Origin of the sequence: Streptosporangium sp. NPDC000095, assembly GCF_042899335.1 — a bacterium.
Taxonomy (GTDB): domain Bacteria; phylum Actinomycetota; class Actinomycetes; order Streptosporangiales; family Streptosporangiaceae; genus Streptosporangium.
Genome location: NZ_JBIAZS010000021.1, coordinates 49,784 through 73,312, shown reverse-complemented (window position 1 = coordinate 73,312; position 23,529 = coordinate 49,784). Strand labels below are relative to the sequence as shown.

Sequence of the window (23,529 nt, the reverse complement as noted above, 5' to 3'; positions counted from 1 at the left end):
GGTCCTTCGGTCTGAAGGCCCCCGCCCCTCGGTTTGGGTGATCGGTGGCGGGCGGTGCGAACCATCCGCTACCAGCGATGCGGGCCGGCGCTCCGGCCTTCAGGCCGGGGAGCGCGTCAAGAGGCGTAGGTCTCGAACTCCGCGACCTGTGGCGTGGCGGTCGCCCCGGTGATCCTGAAGGTGATCTTGCTCAGCGAGGTGGCGGCGAAGGTGATGGTGCCCGCCCCGCTGCCGGACTTCAGGACGGCGCCGTTGGCGGCGTTGAGTACCTGCCAGGACCCGATGGCGCCCGTGGCGCCCGACGCCTCACGGATGACGATTCTGGAGACCGTCTTGGCGGAACTCCACTTGATCGAGATGTCACCGGTCGACCCGGACGGCGACCAGTAGGTGCTCAGATTGCCGTCGCGCACGTTGCCGTAGCTGGTCCCACCGCCCTTGCTGGAGCCATCGGAATCGGCCCCGATGCTGAGGTTGGTCCCGCCGGACGGAGGGGTCGACGGCGTGACGGTGGGGGTGGGGGTGGGAGTGGGGTTGTTGGTCGGCGGCGGCGTCTGTGGTGAGCAACTGCCGTTCGACACCTTGATTCCCTTGTTGGCGCCGGCCGTCTGACTGACGATGCTCGGCACGCAGCTCGCCCCGTCGAGGGTGTAGGAGTACGGGACGCTGACGGTGGTGTTGGACTGCGGGTTGGGACCCGCGGGGTTGTTGTCGCCGCTGCGGCTGGACCAGGTCACGTTGTCGAAGATGTTGCCCGCGACCTGCCAGTAGCCGGCCTCGCTGGTGTAGAAGGTGCCCAGGACGTCCTTGGAGTTCCTAAAGTAGTTGTTCTCCACCTTCGCGCGGGCCCCGGCCCGGGAGTTGATGCCGGACTCACGGAGGTTCACGTAGGAGTTGTTGTAGATGTGCGCCACGCCGCCACGCAGCAGAGGGGTGCGGGAGTCGATGTTCTCGTACAGGTTGTGGTGGAAGGTGATGAAGCCGTTTGAACGGTCGCTCTCACTGGAGCCGATGAGCCCGCCGCGGCCGGAGTTGCGCAGGGTGCTGTAGGACAGGGTGACGTACTGGGTGTCGTCCTTCATGTCGAAGAGGCCGTCGAAGCCCTCCGACTCCCCGCCTGAGGCCTCCAGGGTGACGTGATCGACCCAGACGTTGCGGACACCGCTCTCCATGCCGATGGCGTCACCGCCGTTGGACGTGGGCGAGCCCGACTTCTTCACGTTCCGGATGGTGACGTTCTGGATGATGATGTTGCGGGCCTCGCGGATGTGGATGCCCAGCTGGTCGAAGACGGCACCGTTGCCGACCCCGATGATCGTGACGTTGCTGATCTGCTTGAGCTCGATCACACCGGCGGCGGTGTTGCAGCTCCCGCCCGACACCTTGGTGGTGTTGCCGTGGTTGATGGTCCCCTCGACCTGGATGGTGATCGGGGTGCTGCTGCTGGCCCGGCCGCACAGGGCCGCGTGGATCGCGGTCCCCGTGGTGGCCCGCACCGTCTGCCCGCCCGCGCCGCCGGTGGTCCCGCCGTTGGCGGTCGCGTAACCGGTGGCGCTGCCGACCGCCGCCGACGCCTGGAACGTCGGCAGAACCACGCCGACCGCGGCCACAGTGGCCGCCGCGGCCAGCGCCGCCTCGAGTCGCAACGCGACTGCTCGTCTCATCTTCGTCTCACTTTCGTCGCTGGGGAGGGGGCCCGCGAATCCATGCAGGTCGAATCCGTGCAGGTCGATACGGAAAGCGCTTTCCCATCGCTTGCACGATAACGTCGGCCGTCAAAAGGCGTCAATGGCGACGGTGAAAGCTGCAACAAAGCTGCACACGCACCTGTGAGCTCCGCGTAACGCGCCACCTCCACCCACCGGCCGAGGACGACCATGAGCTTCCGGGGTCCGACCGGGGATCGCGGCCCCATCCCTCGAACGCCGAAGACCTCTGTCTTTCCGAGGTCGAATGATCCGCACTCCCCGACCGGTCGGGCGCGGTGGTTATGCGACCGGCATCGAGACGCGAATCCCCTGCCACATCCGGCCGCGCAGCGGGAAAGGCCCCGACGCGCACTCCAGAAGTTCGAACCTGACGTAAATCCCGGTTTCGTTCAAGAAAGAAACGGCGATGTTGGGATTGTTCGGGCAGGCATCGGCCCGGACGTCTCCACCAGGAAGGATTTCATCCCGGAAAGGGCCGCCCCTCTCCCTTTCGACTTCTGCGATTCGATGGCGGGATCACGACGAGAGACGGGACTTCCCGACGAGGCGTCGGCTCTTGGCAGGGGCGCCGCTATACCGCGATACCACCCCCAGGTCAACCCACCTCATGCGCGTTCCTCGCGAACCACGGCCATTGGATTGACAGAGATTCGAAAAAGCCGCCGCGTCTCGATTATCGGCGAGCTCACAACGCTTTTATGGTCGATGACAAACCCCTGGCCCGTCGGCCCGAATTTTACGTGCAATAAAAAGTGTCATTAATATTGAAAGTCCGGTCACGGCGGCACACACTCGGCGTTGAGAAGGCCCACCCCCCAGCTTTTGGAGCCTCAATGGACCGAGCCGTAACCGGAATGCACGGGCGCAGAAAAACGACGCTCCGGCGCCTCGTATCCGCCGTCGTCGCGACCCTCGCCGTGGCATTCCTCTGTGTGCCGTCCGCCAGCGCCGTCGCGCTGCCGACACCGAAGGATCTGACCGCCTTCCTCGACCTCGAATGCTTCAAGACCGACCCGTACCAGCCGCCCACCACCACGCTCACGCTGCGGCACCTCAACCCGGTGCTCGGCAACCTGCCCATCGAGACCGTCACCCTCGGCCAGCGTGAGCAGTTGTGCGTCCCGGTCGCCAAGAACAACCAGGCGCCGCCGTCGCCCGCGCTCGACTTCATCAGGTTCATCGACCTGGCCTGCTACAAGATCTCCGGCGTCACCGTGAACACGGGTCTCGTGCTCAGCCACCTCAACCCGCTGTTCCAGGGCCTGCCGCGCACGCAGATCTCCATGACCACCCCGCAGCAGCTGTGCGTACCGGTCATCAAGAACAACGCGGTCCCACCCGCGGAGATCCTGGCGTTCGTCCGCCACATCGACCTCAAGTGCTACGCCATCACCCCCAACACCTCGCTGAACCAGCAGCTGTCCCTGCGCCAGCTCAACCCCGTGCTGACCCCGATCATCCCCACACACGGCGCTCAGATCCTCAACGCCCGCCAGCTGTGCGTCCCGGTGCAGAAGGCCGGCGACAACATCCCGGGCGAAGTGCTCAACATCGTCCGGTGGATCGACCTGGAGAAGTTCGACCTCGCCACCCCCGCCCTGCCCACGGTCTCGCTGACCCTGCGGCACATCAACCCCGTCCTCGCCGGCCTCCCCGCCGAGAAGGCCGTGCTCAGCGGCGCCAGCCAGATCGCCCTGCCCGTCGCCAAGAACGGCAACTTCCCACCGGGCTGACCCCCTGACCCGCAATCCCTGACACGGAGCCCTTCCGCCTGCACCGGTGGAAGGGCTCCCCCGTTACCCGGCCCCCGATAAGGCGGGGCGCGCCGAAGCCGTTCATCGATCCCCCGGGGCGTCGGCGAACGTGGCGCCGATCTCTATCATCCGCTCGACCGCGTAGCCGGGATCGATCAACGCCTCGGGGGTGTGCAGGCCCGGCGCCACGGCTTCGCCGCGCAGGCCGAGCAGTCGTTCGACGCCAAGGGCGACGGCGAGCGCGGTCAGGTCGCGCTGTCCTTCCGGGTGGCGGAGGTGGCGTCTCCTCCTGAGCGGTGCACCCCGGTGATCCTCTCCTTCGAGATCGATCCCGACCACGCTGGAGGCGGGCTCACCTCGGCGCCTGTCCTCGGCGGACACCCCGGCCGCGAACGCGAAGCGGACGTTCGGCGCTCCCGTCGCGAGGGCGAGGCTCGGAACATCGAGGGTGGCCGTGATCTGGCCGGGCAGGACGGCGCCGTCGGCGCCGGAGACCTCCACCCGCGCGTCGGAGCCGTCGACCCAGCTGAAGACGCCGTCGCGGCGGACGAGACCCGCCGAGGTGGCGGCCGTCAGGCGTTCCATGTCCGCCGCCGCCGCGGGCCCGCCGATGTCCGGTTCGTCCAGTACGGCGCCGACCCGGATGGTGTCGATCCGGCCGAACTCCCCGGCGAGGTCCAGCGTCGCGAGGACGACGAGACCGGCGTACCAGTGGCTGGCCAGCAGGACCGGCGCTGCGCCGGCCCGCTGCCCGCCCGCGACGACCTCGGGGGCGATGTCCGTCAGGCCGCTGGAGAGGCTGACGTACGGCAGCCCTCGGTCCTGGGCGTAGCGCAGTCCGTTCAGGTGGCTGTCCCACAGTGCCGCGACGACCGCCGAGTGCTCATGGCCTGCGGGGAGGCCGAGGTCGTCGCGGCGCAGATCGACGGTCACCGCCGTCGCGTCGCCGAGGTCGTCGGCGACACGCCGCGCACGCTCCAGGTCGCGGCCCGCGATCGTGAGCGGCAGCGTCGGGTACCACCGGCGCAGGATGGCCGCGATCCTCGCGCCCGTTTGGCCGGACCCTCCCATGATCAGTATTGATTTCGCGTGCTCCATCGCGTTCTCCTCTCACGTCCTCATTAACCTACATTTTGTAACCTACACTTTGTAGCCTAGACTGGGCGGCAACGCAAGGGAGGACGATGGCCCCGGTATCGACCCGCCTGTCCAAGCAGGCCAGGCGGGAGCAGTTGCTCGACACCGCCCTGACGATCGTGCGCGACCAGGGCGCCGACGGCCTCACCCTGCTCACCCTCGCCGAAGCCGCCGGAGTGAGCAGGCCGATCGTCTACGATCACTTCGGCACCCGCCCCGGCCTGCTGCTCGCGCTCTACCAGCGGCTCGACGAACGCCACAGGACCGCGTCGGAGCAGGCGTTACGGGAGGCCGAGCCCACCCTCCGCGAGACGGCGCGCGTCCTGAGCGACGCGTACTTCGTGTGCTCCACCGACATGCCGGAGTGGAACGCCGTCTCCGCCGCACTGCGGGGAAACCCGCGGATGGAGGCGGTCGAGCGCGAGATGTTCGACAGCTTCACCGACCTGATGGCCTCGGCGTTGCTGCCGTACTCCGGCCTCACCCCGGAGGCCCTTCGGCTGCGCTGCGTCGGCGCGCTGGGCGCGGCCGAGGCGATCGCCGCGGAGCTGAACCGAGGGCGGACCACCGTCTCCGACGCGGTCGCCGCGCTCACCGACCTGATCGTCGGCGGCATCGACACCAGGACCGGCCGATCGGCGACCGACGGTTCATCGCGGTAGTCCACAGCGTGGGCAGGCGAGAGCCCCGCCGAACGGCACGTACGGAAGCGGATTCGCTTCCGCCCTACGGCCAGGCGGCCAACTGGAACCAAACCGACTTGCCGTACGGGTTGAGGGTCCAGCCCCAGTTGTGGGAGAGGTCCTGGACGATGGCGAGACCACGGCCCGAGACCTCCAGGTCGTCGGCCCTCCTCAGGCGCGGGATCGCGATGCAGGCGTCGTAGACGTCCACGGTCAGCAACTCCTTCTCCTTACCGACCGTGACACGGACAGGACTCATGGGAGAAACGTCCGACGAGCCGTAGGCCAGCGCGTTGGTGACGAGTTCCGAGGCGAGGAGTTCGGCGATTTCCGGAATTTCTCCGGTCGCCTTCCAGTCGGTCGCGACATCGCGCACGAACCGGCGGGCGGACGCGACACTCGCCGGTTCGCGTGGTATCCACTTCTCCCCCAGCGGAGAAAGTCCGGGATTCATCGCGTAGCGATATTCGGTCAGCGCCGCACTCGCCTTGATGGCCTCTTCCATGATTTTCTCTCTCCGTCTCGGATTTCGTATGTTCAGCCTGCCAAGACGTGGCTACTCTTGGTAGTCGAACGGTTACCAAGGCGGCGAGCTGGAGTTCGTCGGCCTTTTGTTGAACTCCGACAAGGAGGGCATCATCTCCAATCTCTATACGCCTCAGGCGACCTGGGGCAGAGAGCTGCGCCACCACCGCAAGGCCGCGGGCCTCACCCAGAGCCAGCTCGCCGAACGGATCCACTACAGCGAGTCCCTGATCAGCGGAATCGAGACGGGCCAGATCCCGTCCTGCCCGGATTTCGCCGAACGCTGCGACGAACTCCTCGAAACAGGCGGCCTCCTGTCCCGCCTCCTCGACTGGCGCAAAGGACAGATCTTCCCCTCCTGGTTTGGGGAGTGGAGAGACAAAGAGCAGGAGGCGACCGCGCTACGCGCCTATGAACCGCTCGTCTTTCCCGGCCTACTCCAGACCGAGGCGTACGCTCGGGTCCTGTTGCGCGGAGACGAGACGGCTGTGGAAGCTCGCCTGGGTCGTCAAAGCGTCCTCACCCGGGAGGACCCCCAGCCTCCAACACTCCGCTGCGTGGTGGACGAAGCAGTTCTCCACCGCCCGATCGGCGACCTCAAAGTGATGAAAGAGCAACTGGAGCACCTCATCTCGGCGGTCAGTCCACGACTGAGTGTTCAGGTGATTCCTCAGGGGATGCACTCGGGTTTGATGGGTGGGTTCGCAATTGCCACACTGAAAGGAGGGGACAACGTACTGTATGCGGAGACGGCAGTTCGCGGCATCACGACGAGCGACCCGGAAGACGTCACCATTGCCGTGGAGCGTTTCGAGGCTATCCGGAGCGAAGCGCTACCGATAAGCATGTCTATCGATCTCATCCAGAAAGCGGTGTCGGAAAAATGGACCTGAGCAACGCCACGTGGGTCAAATCAAGCCTCTCAGGAGACAACGGCGGAAACTGCGTCGAGGTCGCGAGGCTCGAAGACACCACCAACCACCCCCACCTGATCGCCCTGCGCGACTCCAAAGACCCCGACGGCCCCAAACTCCTCCTCACCCCCACCACATGGACCACCTTCCTCAACCACCTCAAAACCGACAAACTCACCATCGGCTGAGACCATGCATCAGCCAGCGTCCGCCTCGCGATGGCAGCTCTGGGGATCTCATCCAGAAAGCGATGTGGGAAAAATGGACCTGAGTGACGCCAAGTGGAAAAAGTCAAGCCTTACCGGCAGCAACGGTGGAAACTGCGTCGAGGTCGCGAGGCTCAAGGACACCACCAACCACCCCCACCTGATCGCCGTACGCGACTCCAAAAACCCAGACGGCCCCAAACTCCTCCTCACCCCCACCACATGGACCACCTTCCTCAACCACCTCAAAACCGACAAGCTCACCGTCGACTGAAGGGCCGCTCTCCATCGTCGGAACACCGACCGCCCGGAACAGGCAAGATGATCCCGTAAGGCTCGGAGAGCTGCTCGCCGGACGCCTCTCGCGGGCACCGGGGCAGGAAGAGGTGAAGCTGATGGCTGGGCGGCTGGTTGAGCTGGAAGTGGAAAACTTCCGTAGCTTGCGGAAGGTGTCGTTGCCGCTGGGACCGGTCAACGTGCTGGTGGGGCCCAACGGCGCGGGTAAGACGAACGTGCTGAGAGTGTTCGACTTCTTGGCCGACATCGTCAGGACCGATCTGGGACCCGCGCTGGAGGATCGGGGAGGCTTTGACGAGCTGGTGTTCCGGGGTGGCGACCTGCGGCCAGACCATATTCAGATCGGGTTGAAGGGGCACTGGTCCGTGCCCGAAACCTCCGGATGCCCGCTTGACATGTACCGCTTGAAGATCAACGGTAGCCCTCCGGCGCGCGAGGAGATCTTTCACCTCAGCCGTGCCGGCGGGTGGCGGAACCGGATCGAGGTGACTGCCGGACGAGCCACGAGTTCGCAGTACGGGGCCGACGAGGTGATCTCGGATGATGAATCCGAGTCACGCAGCGCGGTAATGGAGGTCGGAATCCAGCCGTTCAGCACCGGCCTGTCCACGCTGCCTCGCCTGTCGGAGGACTTCGGTGGGAGGGAGGTGGTGGCCTTGGCCGACTTCCTCACCACCTTCCGTGTCTTCGACGTCGACGTCCACCGTGCGCGCATGCCGTCGCGCGTTTCCCGGAGCGGATATGAGGCCATCGCGGACGATGCTTCCAATCTGGCGAGGTTCCTGCTGACTCTGCGCGATACCGACGCAGAGGCATGGGAGCGGCTTCAGACCGACGCCATAGAGGTGCTCCCCCAGCTCGAAGCACTCGATTTCGACTATCCGTCCGGGGGTGCTCGTTCCGTTGTCGTGGTCCTCAGAGAGCGCGGGCTACGCGAACCCACCTCACTCCTCGCCGCCTCCTACGGCACGATCCGCCTGCTGGGTCTTCTCGCGATGCTCTACGACCCCAGCCCGCCCGCGCTCACCTGCGTCGAAGAAATCGATCATGGCCTTCATCCGCAGGCGTTGGAGATCCTCGTCGAGCGAGTCCGGGAGGCGAGCGACAGAACACAGTTCATCATCGCCACACATTCACCGGCCCTCGCCGACCGCCTCAAGCCGGAAGAACTCATCGTTTGTGAATGGGCTGAGGACGGTTCCTCCATGATCCCGGCAGTCTCAACTCTCAGCAGGTCGTAATCGCTCGTACGAGCAACTGCGAGAAGACGCCACTCGTTGTTGCACCGATCACCTGTGTCCTACGTCAAAGTGAACCCTCAAGAAAGCGGTGTCGGAAAAATGGACCTGAGCAACGCCACGTGGGTCAAATCAAGCCTCTCAGGAGACAACGGCGGCGACTGCGTCGAGGTCGCGAGGCTCGAAGACAACGCCAACCAGCCCCACCTGATCGCCGTACGCGACTCCAAAGACCCCGACGGCCCCAAACTCCTCCTCACTCCCACCACATGGACCACCTTCCTCGATCACCTGAAAGCCGACCAGCTCACCATCGGCTGAGGTCATGTGTCAGGAGCCGTCCGGGGACGGGGAACGGCGGAGGAGTCTGATGACGACGCTCTTGGAGGTGGGGGTGTTGGAGGTCTCCGCGACCGAGTCCAGGGGCACCAGGACGTTGGTCTCGGGGAAGTAGGCGGCGCAGCAGCCTCGGGCGGTGGGGTAGGCGACGGCGCGGAAGGCCTCGGCCCTGCGTTCGCCGTCGGGCCACTCGCTGACCAGGTCCACCATGTCGCCGTCGGCCAGGCCCCGCTCGGCGAGGTCGTCGGCGTGGACGAAGACGACCCGGCGGCCGTTGCGGATGCCACGGTAGCGGTCGTCCATGCCGTAGATCGTGGTGTTGTACTGGTCGTGGCTGCGGACCGTCTGCAGCAGCAGCCGCCCCGGTGGGACCCGCAGCACCTCCAGGGGGTTGACGGTGAAGTTCGCCTTCCCCGTCGCGGTCGGGAAGCGGCGCTCGTCGCGGGGCGCGTTGGGCAGGACGAAGCCGTCCGGGAGGCGGGCGCGGGCGTTGAAGTCCTCGAATCCGGGGATCACCCGGGAGATGTGGTCGCGGATCACGTCGTAGTCGGCCGCGAACCGCTCCCAGGGCACCTGCGGGTCGGCGCCGAACAGTTCCTTCGCCAGGCGGCAGACGATGTCGACCTCGGAGATCAGGTCGCCGGAGGCGGGCGGCAGGTTGCCCCGCGAGGCGTGGACGAGGCCCATGGAGTCCTCGACCGTGACGAAGCGGCCCGCGCCGCCGTCGGGCGCGGCGTCGCGTTCGGTGCGTCCCAGGGTGGGCAGGATGAGCGCCTCCCGCCCGCACACCGCGTGGGAGCGGTTGAGCTTGGTCGACACCTGCACGGTGAGCCGGGCCCGGCGCATCGCCTCCTCGGTCACCGCCGTGTCGGGGGTCGCGGCCACGAAGTTGCCGCCCATCGCGACGAAGACCTTCGCCTGTTCCGACCGCAGGGCACGGATCGCCTCCACGGTGTCGAAGCCGTGTTCGCGGGGCGGCTCGAAGCCGAACTCGTCGCGCAGGGCGTCGAGGAACCACGCCGGAGGTCTCTCGTTGATGCCCATGGTGCGGTCGCCCTGGACGTTGGAGTGGCCCCGGACCGGGCACACGCCCGCTCCCGGGCGGCCCACGTTGCCGCGCAGCAGCAGGAAGTTGACGACCTCCCTGATGGTGGCGACGGAGTTCTTGTGCTGGGTGAGCCCCATCGCCCAGCAGACGATGACCGACTTCGCGCCGAGCACCTCCCGTACGGCGTCCTCGACGGCCGGGCGGTCCAGCCCGGTCGCCTCCTCGACCTCGGCCCAGTCCAGGGAGCGCAGGTCCTCGGCCCACTTGTCGAAGCCGTGGGTGTGGGTGTCGACGAAGTCGCGGTCGACCACGGTGCCGGGGGCGGCGTCCTCGGCTTCGAGCAGGAGCAGCGACATCGCCTGGAAGAGCGCGAGGTCGCCGTTGAGGCGGATCTGCAGGAACCGGTCGGCCAGCGTGGTGCCCTTGCCCACCAGCCCGGAGGCCCGCTGCGGGTTCTTGAAGCGGATCAGCCCGGCCTCGGGCAGCGGGTTGACCGCGATGATCCTGGCGCCGCCGCGCTTGGCCCGCTCCAGCGCCGACAGCATGCGCGGGTGGTTGGTGCCGGGGTTCTGGCCGACCACGAAGACGAGGTCGGCCCGGTGCAGGTCCTCCAGCGAGACCGTGCCCTTGCCGATGCCGAGGGTCTCGTTGAGCGCCGAGCCGCTGGACTCGTGGCACATGTTGGAGCAGTCGGGCAGGTTGTTGGTGCCGAACCTGCGCACCAGGAGCTGGTAGGCGAACGCGGCCTCGTTGGAGGTGCGGCCCGAGGTGTAGAAGAGCGCCTCGTCGGGGTTGTCGAGGGCGCGCAGCTCGCGGGCGATGATGGCGAACGCGTCGTCCCAGGTCACCGGCACGTAGTGGTCGGAGCCCTCGGGGCGGTGCATCGGCTCGGTGAGCCGTCCCTGCTGGCCGAGCCAGTAGTCGGTGTGCCTGGCCAGGTCGTCCACGGTGTGCCTGGCGAAGAAGTCGCGGGTGACCCTGCGGACGGTGGCCTCCTCGGCGACCGCCTTGGCGCCGTTCTCGCAGAACTCGGCGGGGCTGCGGTGCCCGCCCTCGGGCCAGGCGCAGCCGGGACAGTCGAAGCCGTCCTTCTGGTTGATCACGGCGAGGGTGCGCAGGGTGCGGCCGACGCCCATCTGGGCGTTCGCGGCCCGCAGTGACCGGGTCACCCCGGGGATGCCGGCGGCCCACTCCTTGGGCGGGCCGACCTCGATGGTGTCCTCGTTGACGTCGTCGCGCGGAGCCTTTTTGGCCATCCTCGCGCCTCCTTCCGGCCGGTCATCCCGTCAAAGCGCACTATAGGCGCTCGCCCGGCCCTTGGCCGGGCCGGGTCCCCAGCCTGTCGAGCACCCAGTCGTGGAAGGCCCCGATGTGGTGCTCGCTGGGCACCAGGACCCCGCCTTGAGCGTACGCCCGGGAGTTCATCGCGGGCTGGCACCTCTCGCAGGCCTCGAAGTCCTGCACGTTGACGCGGTGGAAGAGCTCGACGGACGGGCCCAGGTCCCTGCCCGAGTCCACGACGTCGCCCACGAAGAGCCAGTCGCACTCCACGATCGTCCGGTCGGCCGCCAGCGGGAACATCCGGTGCAGGATCACGTGGTCGGGCACGAGGTTGACGAAGACCTGCGGTTTGATGGTGATCGCGTAGTAGCGGCGGTCCTGGTCCTCGCCGATCCCCGGGATGCGGTCGACGCCCTCGGAGCCGTCGACGGTGAACCCCCGGATCTCCTCGCCGAACTCGGCGCCGTGCCCGACGAAGGACTGCGCCGCGTATCCGTCGGCGAACTCCGGCAGCACCTCGGTGAGCTCGGGGTGGATGGTGGCGCAGTGGTAGCACTCCATGAAGTTCTCGACGATGAGCTTCCAGTTCGCCTTCACGTCGTAGACGATCCTGCGGCCCACCCGGAGGTTGGCGATGTCGTAGTTCTCGATGGATCTCTCGTCGCCCAGCCGGTGCGTCGCCTCGGCGATCACGTCCGCCTCGAACGACGGCGGCTCGTCGGCCAGGCACACCCACACGTACCCGATCCACTCGCGCACGTGCACATTGATCAGTCCGTACTCCACCCGGTCGATGTCGGGCATCCTGGTGAGGTTCGGCGCGGCGATCAGCTTGCCGTCGAGGTCGTAGGTCCACGCGTGGTACGGGCACTGGAAGGACCGTTTGACCTCGCCGGACTCCTCGGTGCGTATCCGGGCGCCCCGGTGGCGGCACACGTTGAGGAAGGCCCGGATCGAGCCGTCTCTGGCCCGGGTGACGAGGACGCTCTCGCGGCCCACCTGGACGGTCCTGAAGGCTCCGGGTTTGCCGAGGTCGGACGCGCGGGCGACGCAGAACCACATCGTCTCGAAGACGCGGGCCTGCTCTGCGGCGAAGATGTTCTCGTCGGTGTAGTAGCCGCCCGGCAGGGTGGCGATCACGCTGGGGGGCAGGCTTCTCGCGGTCACGATCGCTCCTCTTCACGCGGTGCTCGCGTCTTCACGGTGCTCGCTTTTTCTGCATGGCCCTCGGGGCGGCACCCTCGCCTACGCGGTGCTCGCGTTCTCACGCGGCGCCCCGGCCTACGCGTTCTCGCGCGATCTTTTACGCGGTGCTCGTGCGGACGCCGGGCGGCAGGTTCGGCGGCTCGGAGGAGGGGATGACGTAGACGGTGTCGTCCTCGACCACCACCCGGTGGGTGCGCAGGGGCAGCTTGGCGGGAGGAGAGTTCGGCCGTCCCGTCCGCAGGTCGAAACTCGACGAGTGCAGGGGGCACTCGATCTCGCAGCCCTCCAGCCACCCGTCGGACAGGGAGGCGTCCTGGTGGGTGCAGGTGTCGTCCACGGCGTAGATCTCGCCGTCCTCGGTGTGGAAGACGGCGATCGGCGGGTCGACGTCGAGCCGGCGGGCCTCACCCGGTGGAAGAGCCGCGAGGGGACAGGCAGGGATCATCGCAACAAACCCCGGTTTCGTAAGGCGGAACAGGCAGCGCTATACGCAACAGCGTGACCTCAGGGAATCCCGATGTCAAGGGTCGTCCCAGGGCTTCGGCGGCCGGGTTCACCCTGGTGACCGGCACGTCACGTCACCGTCACACGAAGGGCTCACGCGTAGGCGTCGAGGCCGAGTTTGATCGCGACGATAAGGCCGCAGGTGGCGGTGCCGAGCCGGAGCGCGCGGCCGGGCAGGCGGCGGGCGAGCGGCGGCCCGAGCAGGCCGCCCAGGAAGAATCCCAGCGCGAGCGGCGCCACCGCCGACCACTGCACCGGGCCGAAGAGGGCGAAGCCGATCGTGGCCACCGCGTTCGCCAGCGAGGACACGACGGACTTGATCGCGTTGACCCTGACCGGCGCCTGGTCGAGCACGGCCGAGAGCACCGCGAACATGAGGATCCCGCCCGCGGCACCGAAGTAGCCGATGTAGACCGCGACGGCGAAGAGCGCGGCGCGCGCCGTCCATCCGTTCTCGTCCCCGAAGCCTCCCTCCGCTCTGGGCGGGCGGACCAGCAGCAGCGAGGCGACCGCGATCAGCCACGGTGCGATCGCCTCGAACGTGTCGGAAGGGGTCATCAGCAGCAGCGCCGACCCCACCGCCCCGCCGATCAGGGTCATCACGCCGAGCCGCAGGACCCTGCCGCCCTGCCCGGCGAGCTCGGGTCTCGAACCGAGCGCCGCACCCACGCCGTGGAAGGTGAGCGCCACCGTGTTCGTGACGTTCGCGGCCAGCGGCGGCAGGCCGAACGCGAGCAGCGCCGGGTAGGAGACGATCGACGCCAGGCTCACCACCGTGCCGACCACCCCGGCCAGCGTCCCGGCGCCCAACAGTCCCAGCATCTCGGCCATGTCCACGGGGTCACAGCCAATCACACGCCCACGCGCGACGTTCCCGGGCCCCCCAGCCCCACCTCCTTGTCGGTCGGTACGGGGTCCGCGGGGAGCAGGACGGTGAACACCGCCCCGGCTCCCGGGTGCCCGTCCGCGGTGACGGTCCCGCCGTGGCCGTCCACCACCTCGCGGACGAGGGCGAGGCCGAGACCCAGGCCCCCGCTGCGGGACCCGCCGACGAACCGGGTGAAGAGACGTTCGGCGTCGCGGGGGTCGAGGCCCGCGCCGTCGTCGCGGACGTCGAGCCGGACCGTCTCCGGGTCGCCGGAGAGGACCACCCAGATGTGGCCGCCCGCCCGGGTGTGGGTGAGCGCGTTGTCCAGGAGCGCGGAGATCACCCTGCGCAGCGCGGACTGCGCCCCGCGCACGACGTGGCCGCCCGGCCCCTGGCACCGTACCTCGATCGTCACGCCGCGCGCCTGGGCACGGGCCGTCTCGGCCAGGACGAGCTCCTCGGCCAGCGCGGCGAGGTCGACCGGACCGAAAGGCTTGCGCAGCTGCCCGAACTGGGCCGTCAGCAGCAGGTCCTCGACCACGTCGCCCAGCTGCCGGGTGCCGTTCACCAGCTGGTCGACCTCGGCCGCGGCGAGGAGCGGGTCGGTCTCCCGCCGCAACCCGCGGGCGACGATCTGAGCGCGGATGTGCAGGCGGGTGAGCGGGGTACGCAGCTCGTGGCTGACGTCCGCGGCAAATTGGCGCTGGCGGGCCAGGGCCTCGCCCAGCGGCGCGATAGCCCTTCGGGCGACGACCTGACCGATCATCAACGCGGCCAGCAGGCCGGTGAGCTCGGCGACGGCGAGTGTGCGCAGCAACCGGCGCCGCTCGGCGGCCTGGTAGCGAAGGTCCATCGCCGCCTGGACCGTCACGTCACCACGCCGCTGGGTGCGGATGAGATAGGACTGCCCGGCGAGCTCGACCTGGGCGACCTGGGGCTCGCCTCCGGCCGCGACCCGGTGCAGCGCGGTGCGCACCGGCAGCACCGTCGGTGCGCCGGGAGAGCTCAGCACGGCGCCGTCCCGCAGTTCGAACAGCCAGACGCAGGGCGGGGGCTGCGACAGGGGGGCGCGCTGGGCCGCGACGGTGAGGTCACGCCGCGCGGAGTCCTCCTGGTCGCTCACGATGACGCAGTACGCCAGCCATCCGACGAGCACCAGCATCACGGAGATCGCGCCCGCCACCTGCGCGGTGATCCGGCGGCGGGCCCGGGCCAGCAGGTGGCGCTCCGGCTCGTGGGGCGGACGCCTTCTCACAGCCCGCCCAGGCGGTATCCCACACCTCGCACGGTGCGTACGACGTCCGCCCCCAGCTTGGCGCGCAGATAGTAGACGTAAGTGTCCACGATCGACTCCGTCCGGGCGCCGTCGAAGACGCGATGGCGCAGCGAGGCGCGCGTGTGCACCTGCCGCGGCCGGGTCGCCAGCGCGCACAGCAGCCGGCACTCCTGCCCCGACAGCGTCACCTGCCCACCGGTCGGCAGCTCCACGACGTGGGACTCGGGGTCCAGCCAGCCCGCGCCGAGCGGCAGCAGCCTGGCGTGGTCGAGGTTCCTGCGATGCAGTGCCCGCACCCTCGCCAGCAGCTCCTCGATCTCGAACGGTTTGACCAGGTAGTCCTCGGCGCCCGCGTCGAGCCCGGTGACCCGGTCGGCGACCGTGCCGAAGGCGCTCAGCACGAGCACCGGCACGGTGACGGCCCGCCGTCGCAGCCGGGTCAGCAACTCGATGCCGTCGACCGCCGGCAGGCCCCGGTCGACGACCATCACGTCGTAGGGGCGGCTCAGGCCCAGGTGCAGGCCACGCTGTCCCTCCAAGGCCAGGTCGACCCTGTATCCCTGCTCGGTGAACAATCCGAACAGCATGGACCCGAGCTCGCGGTCGTCCTCGACGAGGAGCAACCGGCCAGCGGACGGGCTGGATATCGCCGATGTCGCAGCCACGAAGCAACCGTAGACATTCCTCCCACTGAATTACCAGTTTTCCCGAAATTGTTGAAACTTACATGACAATGTCCGCAGCGTGTTCAGATGATCACAAAGCGATATTTATCATGCATTTGGGGCATTCAACGCATCTGAGCTATTCGGACGGTCACGAGGAAAGAGATTTCTCGACCTGTTCCTCCGAGGAGCGCGGATCCCGGTCGGCGGGCACGGATCCGTGGGCGCGTTCGTGGCGCTCCGGCAGTGCCAGTTTGTACAGCGGCATGGCTCCCGCAGTGGTGACGATGGCCACCAGCACGAGAATGGCGAAGAGCTCCTCGGTGATCATGCCCTGTGCCAGGCCGATGTTGATGAAAATGAGGATCATCAGCCCTCGCGCGTTCATGAGCGCCCCCACCGCGTAGGACTCGCGCCAACCGAATCCCAGTGCCCTCATCGACAATGAGCAGCCGAAGTACTTCCCGCAGAAACCCGCGGCGAGGATCGCGGCGAACGCCAGGAGCATGGGACCGCCGGCGATGCCGTCGAGATGGGTGTTCAGCCCGGAGAAGGCGAAGAAGACCGGCAGCAGCAGCGTCGAGACGACGTCCATCATGCGGCCGTGCAGCGCCTGGCGGAACGCCGGGTCGCGGGGCATCGCCAGCCCGGCGATGAAACCGCCGAAGACCGCGTAGACCCCGATCCAGTCGGTGAGCCAGCCCGCGGTGAGAGGGACGATGACGACGACGTACATCGCGCCGGGGCCGATCCTTCCGGTCCGCGCGACGCCCTCGCCCAGGGGCCGCAGCAGCGGCGCGACCACCTTCAGCATCACCACCGCGAACAGCGCCGCCAGGGCGATGGTGCGCACCGCGTCGCCGGTCCCCGCGTTGAGGTGCATCGCCGACAGCACGGCGAGGATGCACCAGGCGAGGGCGTCGTCGATGGAGGCCGCCACCAGGGTGAGCCTTCCGAGGGGGGAGTTCTCCAGCCCTCGCTCGTACAGGATCCTGGCCAGCATGGGGAACGCGGTCAGCGAGAGCGCTCCCCCGACGAACAGGGCGAACTCCCACCGGCTGACGTCGGGGCGCGAGAGCATCTCCCACAGGAGCAGGCCGACGCAGGAGCCGAGAATGAGGGCGGGGACGATGCCGGCGAGCGCCAGCGTCGCCGCCCGGCGGCCCTGACCGGGCTCCTCCGCGCCGTGCCCGAGCCCGGCCCCCACCAGGAACATGTACAGCGTCAGCCCGATGGTGCTCAACACGTACAGGACCGGCCTGACCTCGGCGGGGAACACGGCCGCCTGCGCCTCGGGAAACAGCTGGCCGAACAGCGTCGGGCCGAGGAGGACACCGGCGACCATCTCGCCGAGGACGCGCGGCTGCATCATCATGAGCGCCAGCCGGCCGCATATCGCCGCGGCCAGCAGGATGACGACCAGCGCGGGCAGGACCTTGAGGATCAGTTCGAGGTTCGGGTCACCGGCGGCGACCTGTGCCAGGGTGGGCATACCGTTTCTCCGCTCGTGGTCCGGGTGATCATCTGCTCTCTGCGGCGGCCAGGCGGTCGGCCTCCGCGAAGTGGCGCTCACACAGCCGTTGCTCGCGCGCGTCCCAGACCATGTAGGTGCCGAGGACGAGTTGCACCAGGCTGCGCCAGACGTCCTCCCAGCGGTCGCGGAACCGCACGAACACCAGCGTCGCCCGATGGGCCGCCCCCCTTCGGGCGCCCCTCGGAACGAGCAGGCACGGTCCCCGGTTGGGCATCGAGCGGGTGTGGGAGGCGGAGGTGTCGAGGGCGTACGCGCGCAGGACCTCCCGCACCGCGACCCGCATGGTGATCGGCGCCAGCCGCCAGGCGGGGCAGGGACGGTTCGCGGCGATGCCGAACGGGATGTGGTTGAGCTCCCGGACCGCGGGCCGGTCCGGGCGAGCACGGCCCGAGACGGGACAGCCGGGGGCCGGGCGGTCCGGGGCGGGGCCGCTCCCGTCCGAGTGGCCCGGCCGGTCGCCCCGCCCCGAGCGGTCCGGCTGAACGCCTCGGCTCGGGCGGTCCGGTTCCGGAGGGGCCTGGCCTGAGCGGTCCAGGTGCGAGTAGTTCGCGTGCGAGCGGTCCGTGGCGAAACGGCCGGGGTCGAAACGATCGGGATCGGAGAAGCCCTCGCGGTGGAAGGCGGGATAGTCGAAGCACAGTACCGAGCCGGTCGGGATCGTCGTGCGCTCGTCGAGGGAGATGTCGCCGGTGGTGACACGGTGGGCGACGCCGAAGAGCGGGTAGCGCCGCAGCGTCTCGGAGATGACGCGGTCGAGGTGGCGATCGTCGCCCGCGAGCACCTCGGCCTGGATCTCCGGGTGCTGGGCGAGGACCATCAGCAGGTGGGCCGTCGCCTCCGACATCTGGACGACCGCGGTGTTGAAGAAGGTCCCCTGCAGATAGAGGGCCTGCTCCCTGGCAGACAGCCCCGCGGGGAGCCGGTCTCGCACCCGGGGCAGCAGGCCGGTGAGATACCGGGTCAGCCGGTCGCGCCGGTCCATGTGCCGCAGCCCGCAGCACTTGAGCGCGGTGACGACGTCGTCCGCGTTGGCCACGATCAGGTCGCGCGCCGTCGGCGGGCACGGCTCGCCGAAGACGAGTTCGTAGTAGAACTCCGCCCAGACCGGCATCATCAGGTCGCGCAGCCGGACCAGTCCACCCGCGTCCCGCAGCGTCCGGGCGACGCAGCGTCGGGTGAGCTCCTCGGCCGCCACGCGCGGCACGGAGAGGAAGCCGCGCGTGGCACGGGCGACCGCGTCGTAGCGCTCTCCCTCCTCGAGGTGTTCCTGGTGCAGCTCGGCGCCGGGCGAGAGCCAGTACCAGAACAGGTCCGACAGCGCGGCTCCCCTGCTGCGGCCGTTCGCGGCCGGGTGGGAGTAGATCTCCCTGAACCTCTCGACGCCGACCAGGTCCCCGGGGACGGTGATCCCCTCCTTCCCGTTGATCCGGGCGAAGACCCGCGTCCGCAACGCCACCACCTTGGCCGGGAGCCATCGGGGCAGGCTCAGCACGGCGACGGCACCGGCCGCGATCACCGCCGCCCTGACCGGCGCGGTCACCGGCATGACCGTCGCACCATGCCCGGATCGAGGTCGTGGACCGACGCGCAGCCGCACAGGGTGAGCGCGTGCTCCACCTCCGAGCGGAGGAGGTCGAGCACGCGGGTCACGCCGCGCTCGCCGTCCGCGGCCAGACCCCAGATCACCGGACGGCCGACCGCGACCGCGCCGGCGCCCAGCGCCATCGCCTTCAGCACGTCGGTGCCGCGCCGTACGCCTCCGTCCATCAGCACCGGGACGGCCCCGCCGACGGTGGCCACGATCTCGGGCAGCAGGTCGACGGCGGCCGGGATCGTGTCGAGCTGGCGGCCGCCGTGGTTGGACACCATCAGCCCCGAGACCCCGTGGTCGAGCGCGAGGCGCGCGTCGGCGGGGTGCGCGACCCCTTTGAGGACGATCGGGAGCGCCGTCATCTCCCTGAGCCGGTCGATGTGCTCCCAGGAGATCTCCGGCGACATGACGATCGGCCGTACCCGCCCGCCGTCGCGCAGGTTCTCGCAGGCCATCCCCTCCGGCAGGTCGTGGAAGCCGTGCTGCCGCTCCCGGTCCCGCAGGCCACGGGCCGGTGAGTCCACCGTGACGACCAGCGCCCGGCACCCGGCCGCCTCGGCGCGCCGCACGAGCGTCTCGGTGAAGGCCATGTCCGGCTGGACGTAGAGCTGGAACCACAGGGTGGCCTCAGGCGCCGCCGCGGCCACCTCTCCGACGGCGACGGTGGAGGCCATGCTCACGATCATGATCGTCCCGGCGCGGGCCGCCGCCCGCGCGGTGGCCCGCTCGCCCTCGGGGTCGGCGAGCCGGTGGAACGCGGTCGGCGCCACCAGCACGGGCATCGCCGCCCGGCCGCCGGGCAGGGTGACGTCGGTCCCGGGCCTCCCCGCGCCGCGCAGCACCCGAGGCACCAGGGAGAGCCTGTCGAACGCGGCCTCGTTCGCCCGTACGGTGACCTCGTCCCCCGCGCCGCCCGCGAAGTAGTCGTAGTGCTCGGGGGCGAGGCGCGCACGGGCCGCGGCCTCGAACTCGCGCGGGGTCCACGGGGCCGCCGGGTCCGCCGGGTCCGTCGGGGTCGTCGGGGTCGTCGGGGTCACAGTCGACCGTGTGCTCCCGTCCGCCAGGGGCGGGAGGCGCTCATCCGCCACGTCCGGCGCCCTCGCGTCCGCCGCGTGCGGGACCACGTCCGGCACGTGCGGGAAGGGATCATCCGCCACGTCCCTCCTCCCCACGCCCATCAGGTGCATCAGGTGCGGGACCACGTCCGGCGTCCTCACGTTCGTCACGCCGGTACCGAGGCGGTCTGGCGGGCGAAGAACGCGCGGAGCGGTTCGACATGGACCTCCCTGGAGGTCCACTCGTTCTCCAGGTTCTCGGTGACGTGGTGGACGGCCGGCGGCGCGCCGGCCCGATGGTGGCGCACGACCGGGTGCAGATAGTGCCCCTCGGCGGCGCGCTCGGCGTCGTTCTGCCGGATCCGGCCCACCGCGATGTCGAACGGATCGACCTTGTCGTGCTCGGGCCCGTACTCCAAGGTGATCGTGAAGTGGCCGCCGTCGCCGATCGGCGGACCCTCCAGGTCGACCGGCAGCTCCTCCATGTAGCGCGCCCCGCCCTGGCCGTCGAGGACGATGACGTCGCCCAGCAGCCCGAACTGCTGCCACAGCGCCGAACTGCGGTTGACCCGTTCGAGCACCGCCTCCGCGAGCGCCTCCGGCTCGGCCGGGAGCTCACGGCCGGGCCACGGGGCATCGTGGTACCTGTTCTCCAGGACGCGGTGCAGTGCCCGGGTGCCGTACCGGAAGCCGTGGATGAACCCGCTGGTGCCGCGCTTGAAGTCGCGGGACTGCGTCAGGGTCCCCGCGAAGTAGAGGTCGGGCACGTTGACCGACTCGTAGGAGGGGGTGAGCGCGGGAAACCTGTCGTTGATCATCAGGTCCGGGCGGCACTCGTCGGAGAAGATCGAGGCGTCGATCCGGAAGCCGGTGCAGACGATGACCCTGTCGTACGGGATGTCCTTGGTGACCTCGTCGGCGCGGACGAAACTCACCGTCACCAGGTACGAGCCGTCGGCCTGGCGCTCGATCCGCTTGACGTCACCGTCCAGCAGCGCGTTCTGGGACTTGAGCTGGTAGGTGTCGAGGAAGTTGTTGTTGACCGCGCGCAGGTTCCCGACGAAATGGGTGCGCCACGCCATCCGGACGGAGTTCGGCCCGGAGACGTGGATCACCGCGGCCGTCTCGACCAGGCTGTCGGCCGTCTCGAACGCCGAGTTGCCCTTGCCGATGACGAGCACCCGCTGGTTTATGTATTCGGACGGGTCGGTGGAGACGGTGCCGTAGGGTTCGGCCGTCTCGATGCCCGGTATCGGCGGGATGTTGGACCGGCTGACCCCGGTCGCGACGACCAGCCGTCTGGCCTCGTAGGTCCGGCCGCGCTCGTCGGTCACCAGGAAGTGGCCGTTGCCGGAGGCGCGGGTGACCTGGGTGACGCGGGCGTCGTAGGTGACGCGCAGGTCGCAGGCGGCGGCGAAGTCGGCGAGATAGCGGACCATGTCGTCGGCGTGCGGGAAGTAGCGGTCGCTGTAGCGGGTGAACAGCAGGCCGGGGTCGTCCGACAGCAGCGAGTTCCAGTCCATCCGGAGGTTGAGCTCGGGATCGTCGGAACCGGTGTACTTCTTGTTGATCGAGATGAGCTGGCGGTGGCGCGGGAAGGTCTGGAAGAACGTGCCCGGCGTGGGGCCCGCCTCCAGGATCAGATAGTTCCGTCCCGCCTTGGCGAGAAGGTATCCCAGCTGCAGCCCCGCGGGTCCTGCACCGATCACCACGTAGTCCAGGGCATTGTCCGGCACGTACAACCTCCGTCACAGCGATCTGGTCGAACGGACGCCATCAGTGTTGGCGGGCAATTCTCAGAGAAGGATCAGAGAGCCCGCCGGTCGAGCAGGTCCAGCAGCGCGCGCTTGTCGGGCTTGCCGCTCGCGGCGACCGGGACGGAGGACAGCGTCGTGATCGTCCAGGGGACGCTGTTCTCGCCGAGTTCGTCGCCCACCAGCGCGGCCAGCGCGTCGCAGTCGGGGACCCGGCCCTCGGCCGGCACGATGAACGCGTGGACCGCCTCTCCCGTCACCTCGTCCGGGGCCCCGGCCACGTACGCCTCGGCGACGTCGGGGTGGCCGGCCAGCACCCGCTCGATGGGCCCCGCGTACACCACCATCGCGTTGACCAGGATCACGTCGCGGGTGCGGCCGACGAGGTGCAGGAAACCCCTCTCGTCCAGATTGCCGAGGTCCCGGGTGCGCACCCAGCCGTCCCGCAGGGTGTCTTCGGTCTCCTTCGGATCCTCCCAGTAACCCGACATCAGGTACGGGGTGCGCACGTAGATCTCACCGGTGCGCCCCGCGGCCACCTCACGGTCTTCCTCGTCGCGCACGCTGATCTCGACACCCGAGTACGGTCGGCCGACCGAGGGCAGGGCGTGGGCAGGGAACGCGGCGACGTCAGCGGGAGTGAGCACCGAGATCAGGCCCACCTCGGTCTGCCCGTACCCCTGGTAGACCACGGGCCCGAGCCGGTCCAGCGCCTCCGCCAGCCGCCCGGGGCCGATCGGTGATCCGGCCACCATCAGCGCGCGCAGGGAGCCGACGTCGACCGGCTCGTCCCTGAGCAGGTCGAGCATCTGGTACAGCCGGGGCACGGTGATGATGGAGCCGGTGATCCGGTGGCGTTCGATCGCGTACGGGAACAGGGGTTTGCCGTCGTCCTCGGGGATCACCGCGGTGCCCCCGCCCAGCAGGCACAATCCCAGGAAGTCCAGGACCACCATGCTGGAAATGGTGCCGAACAGCAGGTAGCGCTCGAAGGCTCCCGCGAGCTCGTTCGTGAGCGGGGACCACACGCGGGGCTGCCACGACCAGTGCTCGCCGAGCGCGCGGTAGGTGATCGCGCAGCCTTTGGGGCGGCCGGTGCTGCCGCTGGTGAAGCTCAGGGCGGCCACGTCGTCCGGACGCGCCGCGGCGACGAGGGGCCGCTTCTCGTCGGCGCCGGTGTCGGCGAGCAGGTCGATCGCCGCAAGGGGAGAGCGCCCGCCCGGCGCGGGGCACGGCCCGAGCGAGAGCAACGTGATGGAGCCCGCGGCCCCGAGCAGATCCGGCGTCACGGTGGACCGGTCGACGAGGAGGGCGTCGACTCCCATCCCGAGCACATGGGCGAGCTGGGCCGCCGGGTAACCGGGCCGGACTCCCACCACCCGGCAGCCCAGGGTGTAGGCGGCGATGTGGGCGGCGAACGCCTCGGGGGTGACGCCCGTGCTGACGGCGACGGCCTTGCCTGGCCCCAGCCCGGCATCGAGCATCGCCCCCGCCAGCCGCCGGATGATCTCCAGCAGCTCACCTCGCGAGACGATCCTGTCCCCCTGCTCGAAGGCCGGGGCGCCGGGCGAGTTCCGCAGCGCTTCGAGAAGGGGGTACGGGAACGGCGGCTCGGCGGGAACACTCATGCTCGGCTCCTCTGGTCTCACGCGGGTCACCGCGGCGTCTTCTCGATTCCGGATCTCTCCGGGATCTTCGCCGGGGTTCTTCCGGGGGCGTTTCCCGGACCCTCGTGGGTCCCTGCGGTGGCTTTCCGCCCCCTGAGGCGGCATGCCGTCGTACGGTCGGCATGCCGCCCATCACGAAGCTAGACAGCGCAGATCAGAGAATCATCAGAGCCCTCGCCCGCCGGTCTCCGGTCTCCGGTCTCCGGTCTCCGGTCTCCGGTCTCCGGTCTCCGGTCTCCGGTCTCCGGTCTCCGGTCTCCGGTCTCCGGTCTCCGGTC

21 protein-coding genes are annotated in these 23,529 nt (G+C 69.0%); 7 read left to right on the top strand and 14 right to left on the bottom strand.

All coding sequences use genetic code 11. The annotated features are described in order from the left end of the window. Window positions 1-116 precede the first annotated feature (116 nt). The gene (locus ACFY3V_RS34785; RefSeq protein WP_389779399.1) at window positions 117-1,664 is read right to left on the bottom strand and encodes a polysaccharide lyase family 1 protein; all 1,548 of its coding nucleotides are present in this window, start codon (window positions 1,662-1,664) and stop codon (window positions 117-119) included. An 878-nt stretch (window positions 1,665-2,542) separates the two neighbouring features. On the opposite strand from ACFY3V_RS34785, the gene ACFY3V_RS34780 reads away from it, so the two are divergent. Further along, the gene (locus ACFY3V_RS34780) at window positions 2,543-3,442 is read left to right on the top strand and encodes a hypothetical protein (RefSeq protein ID WP_389779397.1); all 900 of its coding nucleotides are present in this window, start codon (window positions 2,543-2,545) and stop codon (window positions 3,440-3,442) included. 102 nt (window positions 3,443-3,544) lie between these two features. Here the strand turns inward: ACFY3V_RS34780 and ACFY3V_RS34775 are convergent, their stop codons facing one another. Beyond that, window positions 3,545-4,561, bottom strand: a complete 1,017-nt coding sequence (locus ACFY3V_RS34775) for a hypothetical protein (RefSeq protein WP_389779395.1) — start codon at window positions 4,559-4,561, stop codon at window positions 3,545-3,547. Between the two features lie 86 nt (window positions 4,562-4,647). On the opposite strand from ACFY3V_RS34775, the gene ACFY3V_RS34770 reads away from it, so the two are divergent. After that, on the top strand, window positions 4,648-5,262 hold the full coding sequence (locus ACFY3V_RS34770; RefSeq protein WP_389779393.1) for a TetR/AcrR family transcriptional regulator: 615 nt from the start codon (window positions 4,648-4,650) through the stop codon (window positions 5,260-5,262). A gap of 64 nt (window positions 5,263-5,326) precedes the next feature. Here ACFY3V_RS34770 and ACFY3V_RS34765 read toward each other — a convergent pair whose 3' ends face one another. Next, window positions 5,327-5,788, bottom strand: a complete 462-nt coding sequence (locus ACFY3V_RS34765) for an ATP-binding protein (RefSeq protein WP_389779391.1) — start codon at window positions 5,786-5,788, stop codon at window positions 5,327-5,329. Between the two features lie 109 nt (window positions 5,789-5,897). Here ACFY3V_RS34765 and ACFY3V_RS34760 point away from each other — a divergent pair, with 109 nt between their 5' ends. From ACFY3V_RS34760 to ACFY3V_RS34740, 5 genes are all read left to right on the top strand, one after another. Continuing rightward, window positions 5,898-6,701 carry a helix-turn-helix domain-containing protein gene (locus ACFY3V_RS34760; protein WP_389779389.1) on the top strand — a complete coding sequence of 268 codons (804 nt, stop codon included), beginning with the start codon at window positions 5,898-5,900 and terminating at the stop codon, window positions 6,699-6,701. Beyond that, a complete protein-coding gene (locus tag ACFY3V_RS34755) occupies window positions 6,692-6,910 on the top strand; it encodes a DUF397 domain-containing protein (protein ID WP_389779387.1) in 219 nt (72 codons plus the stop codon). Before ACFY3V_RS34760 ends, ACFY3V_RS34755 begins: the two co-directional genes overlap by 10 nt. 73 nt (window positions 6,911-6,983) lie before the next feature. Then, entirely contained in the window at window positions 6,984-7,202 is a 219-nt protein-coding gene (locus tag ACFY3V_RS34750; protein WP_389779385.1) for a DUF397 domain-containing protein, read from the top strand. A gap of 121 nt (window positions 7,203-7,323) precedes the next feature. Then, complete coding sequence (locus ACFY3V_RS34745) at window positions 7,324-8,466, top strand: AAA family ATPase (RefSeq protein WP_389779383.1); 1,143 nt, start codon at window positions 7,324-7,326, stop codon at window positions 8,464-8,466. A gap of 99 nt (window positions 8,467-8,565) precedes the next feature. After that, window positions 8,566-8,784: a DUF397 domain-containing protein gene (locus tag ACFY3V_RS34740; RefSeq protein WP_389779381.1), complete on the top strand. Its 219-nt coding sequence runs from the start codon at window positions 8,566-8,568 to the stop codon at window positions 8,782-8,784. 9 nt (window positions 8,785-8,793) lie between these two features. Here ACFY3V_RS34740 and ACFY3V_RS34735 read toward each other — a convergent pair whose 3' ends face one another. The 11 genes from ACFY3V_RS34735 to ACFY3V_RS34685 all read right to left on the bottom strand — a co-directional run bounded on the left by ACFY3V_RS34735 (window position 8,794) and on the right by ACFY3V_RS34685 (window position 23,212). After that, window positions 8,794-11,106, bottom strand: coding sequence for an FdhF/YdeP family oxidoreductase (locus ACFY3V_RS34735; RefSeq protein WP_389779379.1), 2,313 nt, complete (start codon window positions 11,104-11,106; stop codon window positions 8,794-8,796). A 40-nt stretch (window positions 11,107-11,146) separates the two neighbouring features. Continuing rightward, entirely contained in the window at window positions 11,147-12,298 is a 1,152-nt protein-coding gene (locus ACFY3V_RS34730) for an aromatic ring-hydroxylating dioxygenase subunit alpha (RefSeq protein WP_350946350.1), read from the bottom strand. 136 nt (window positions 12,299-12,434) lie between these two features. Then, on the bottom strand, window positions 12,435-12,782 hold the full coding sequence (locus ACFY3V_RS34725) for a bifunctional 3-phenylpropionate/cinnamic acid dioxygenase ferredoxin subunit (RefSeq protein WP_362906380.1): 348 nt from the start codon (window positions 12,780-12,782) through the stop codon (window positions 12,435-12,437). A gap of 152 nt (window positions 12,783-12,934) precedes the next feature. Next, window positions 12,935-13,672: a sulfite exporter TauE/SafE family protein gene (locus tag ACFY3V_RS34720; RefSeq protein ID WP_362906382.1), complete on the bottom strand. Its 738-nt coding sequence runs from the start codon at window positions 13,670-13,672 to the stop codon at window positions 12,935-12,937. A gap of 20 nt (window positions 13,673-13,692) precedes the next feature. Continuing rightward, entirely contained in the window at window positions 13,693-14,964 is a 1,272-nt protein-coding gene (locus ACFY3V_RS34715; RefSeq protein ID WP_362906384.1) for a HAMP domain-containing sensor histidine kinase, read from the bottom strand. Then, window positions 14,961-15,650: a response regulator transcription factor gene (locus ACFY3V_RS34710; protein WP_350946354.1), complete on the bottom strand. Its 690-nt coding sequence runs from the start codon at window positions 15,648-15,650 to the stop codon at window positions 14,961-14,963. The genes ACFY3V_RS34715 and ACFY3V_RS34710 overlap by 4 nt, the downstream gene beginning before the upstream one ends. A gap of 151 nt (window positions 15,651-15,801) precedes the next feature. Then, entirely contained in the window at window positions 15,802-17,142 is a 1,341-nt protein-coding gene (locus tag ACFY3V_RS34705; protein WP_362906387.1) for a cation:proton antiporter, read from the bottom strand. 28 nt (window positions 17,143-17,170) lie between these two features. Next, complete coding sequence (locus ACFY3V_RS34700) at window positions 17,171-18,730, bottom strand: cytochrome P450 (protein WP_389779375.1); 1,560 nt, start codon at window positions 18,728-18,730, stop codon at window positions 17,171-17,173. Further along, a complete protein-coding gene (locus ACFY3V_RS34695; protein ID WP_389779373.1) occupies window positions 18,721-20,001 on the bottom strand; it encodes an alpha-hydroxy acid oxidase in 1,281 nt (426 codons plus the stop codon). Before ACFY3V_RS34695 ends, ACFY3V_RS34700 begins: the two co-directional genes overlap by 10 nt. After that, a complete protein-coding gene (locus tag ACFY3V_RS34690) occupies window positions 19,998-21,566 on the bottom strand; it encodes an NAD(P)-binding domain-containing protein (RefSeq protein WP_362921640.1) in 1,569 nt (522 codons plus the stop codon). Before ACFY3V_RS34690 ends, ACFY3V_RS34695 begins: the two co-directional genes overlap by 4 nt. A 71-nt stretch (window positions 21,567-21,637) precedes the next feature. After that, window positions 21,638-23,212: a class I adenylate-forming enzyme family protein gene (locus ACFY3V_RS34685; protein ID WP_389779370.1), complete on the bottom strand. Its 1,575-nt coding sequence runs from the start codon at window positions 23,210-23,212 to the stop codon at window positions 21,638-21,640. Window positions 23,213-23,529 lie beyond the last annotated feature (317 nt).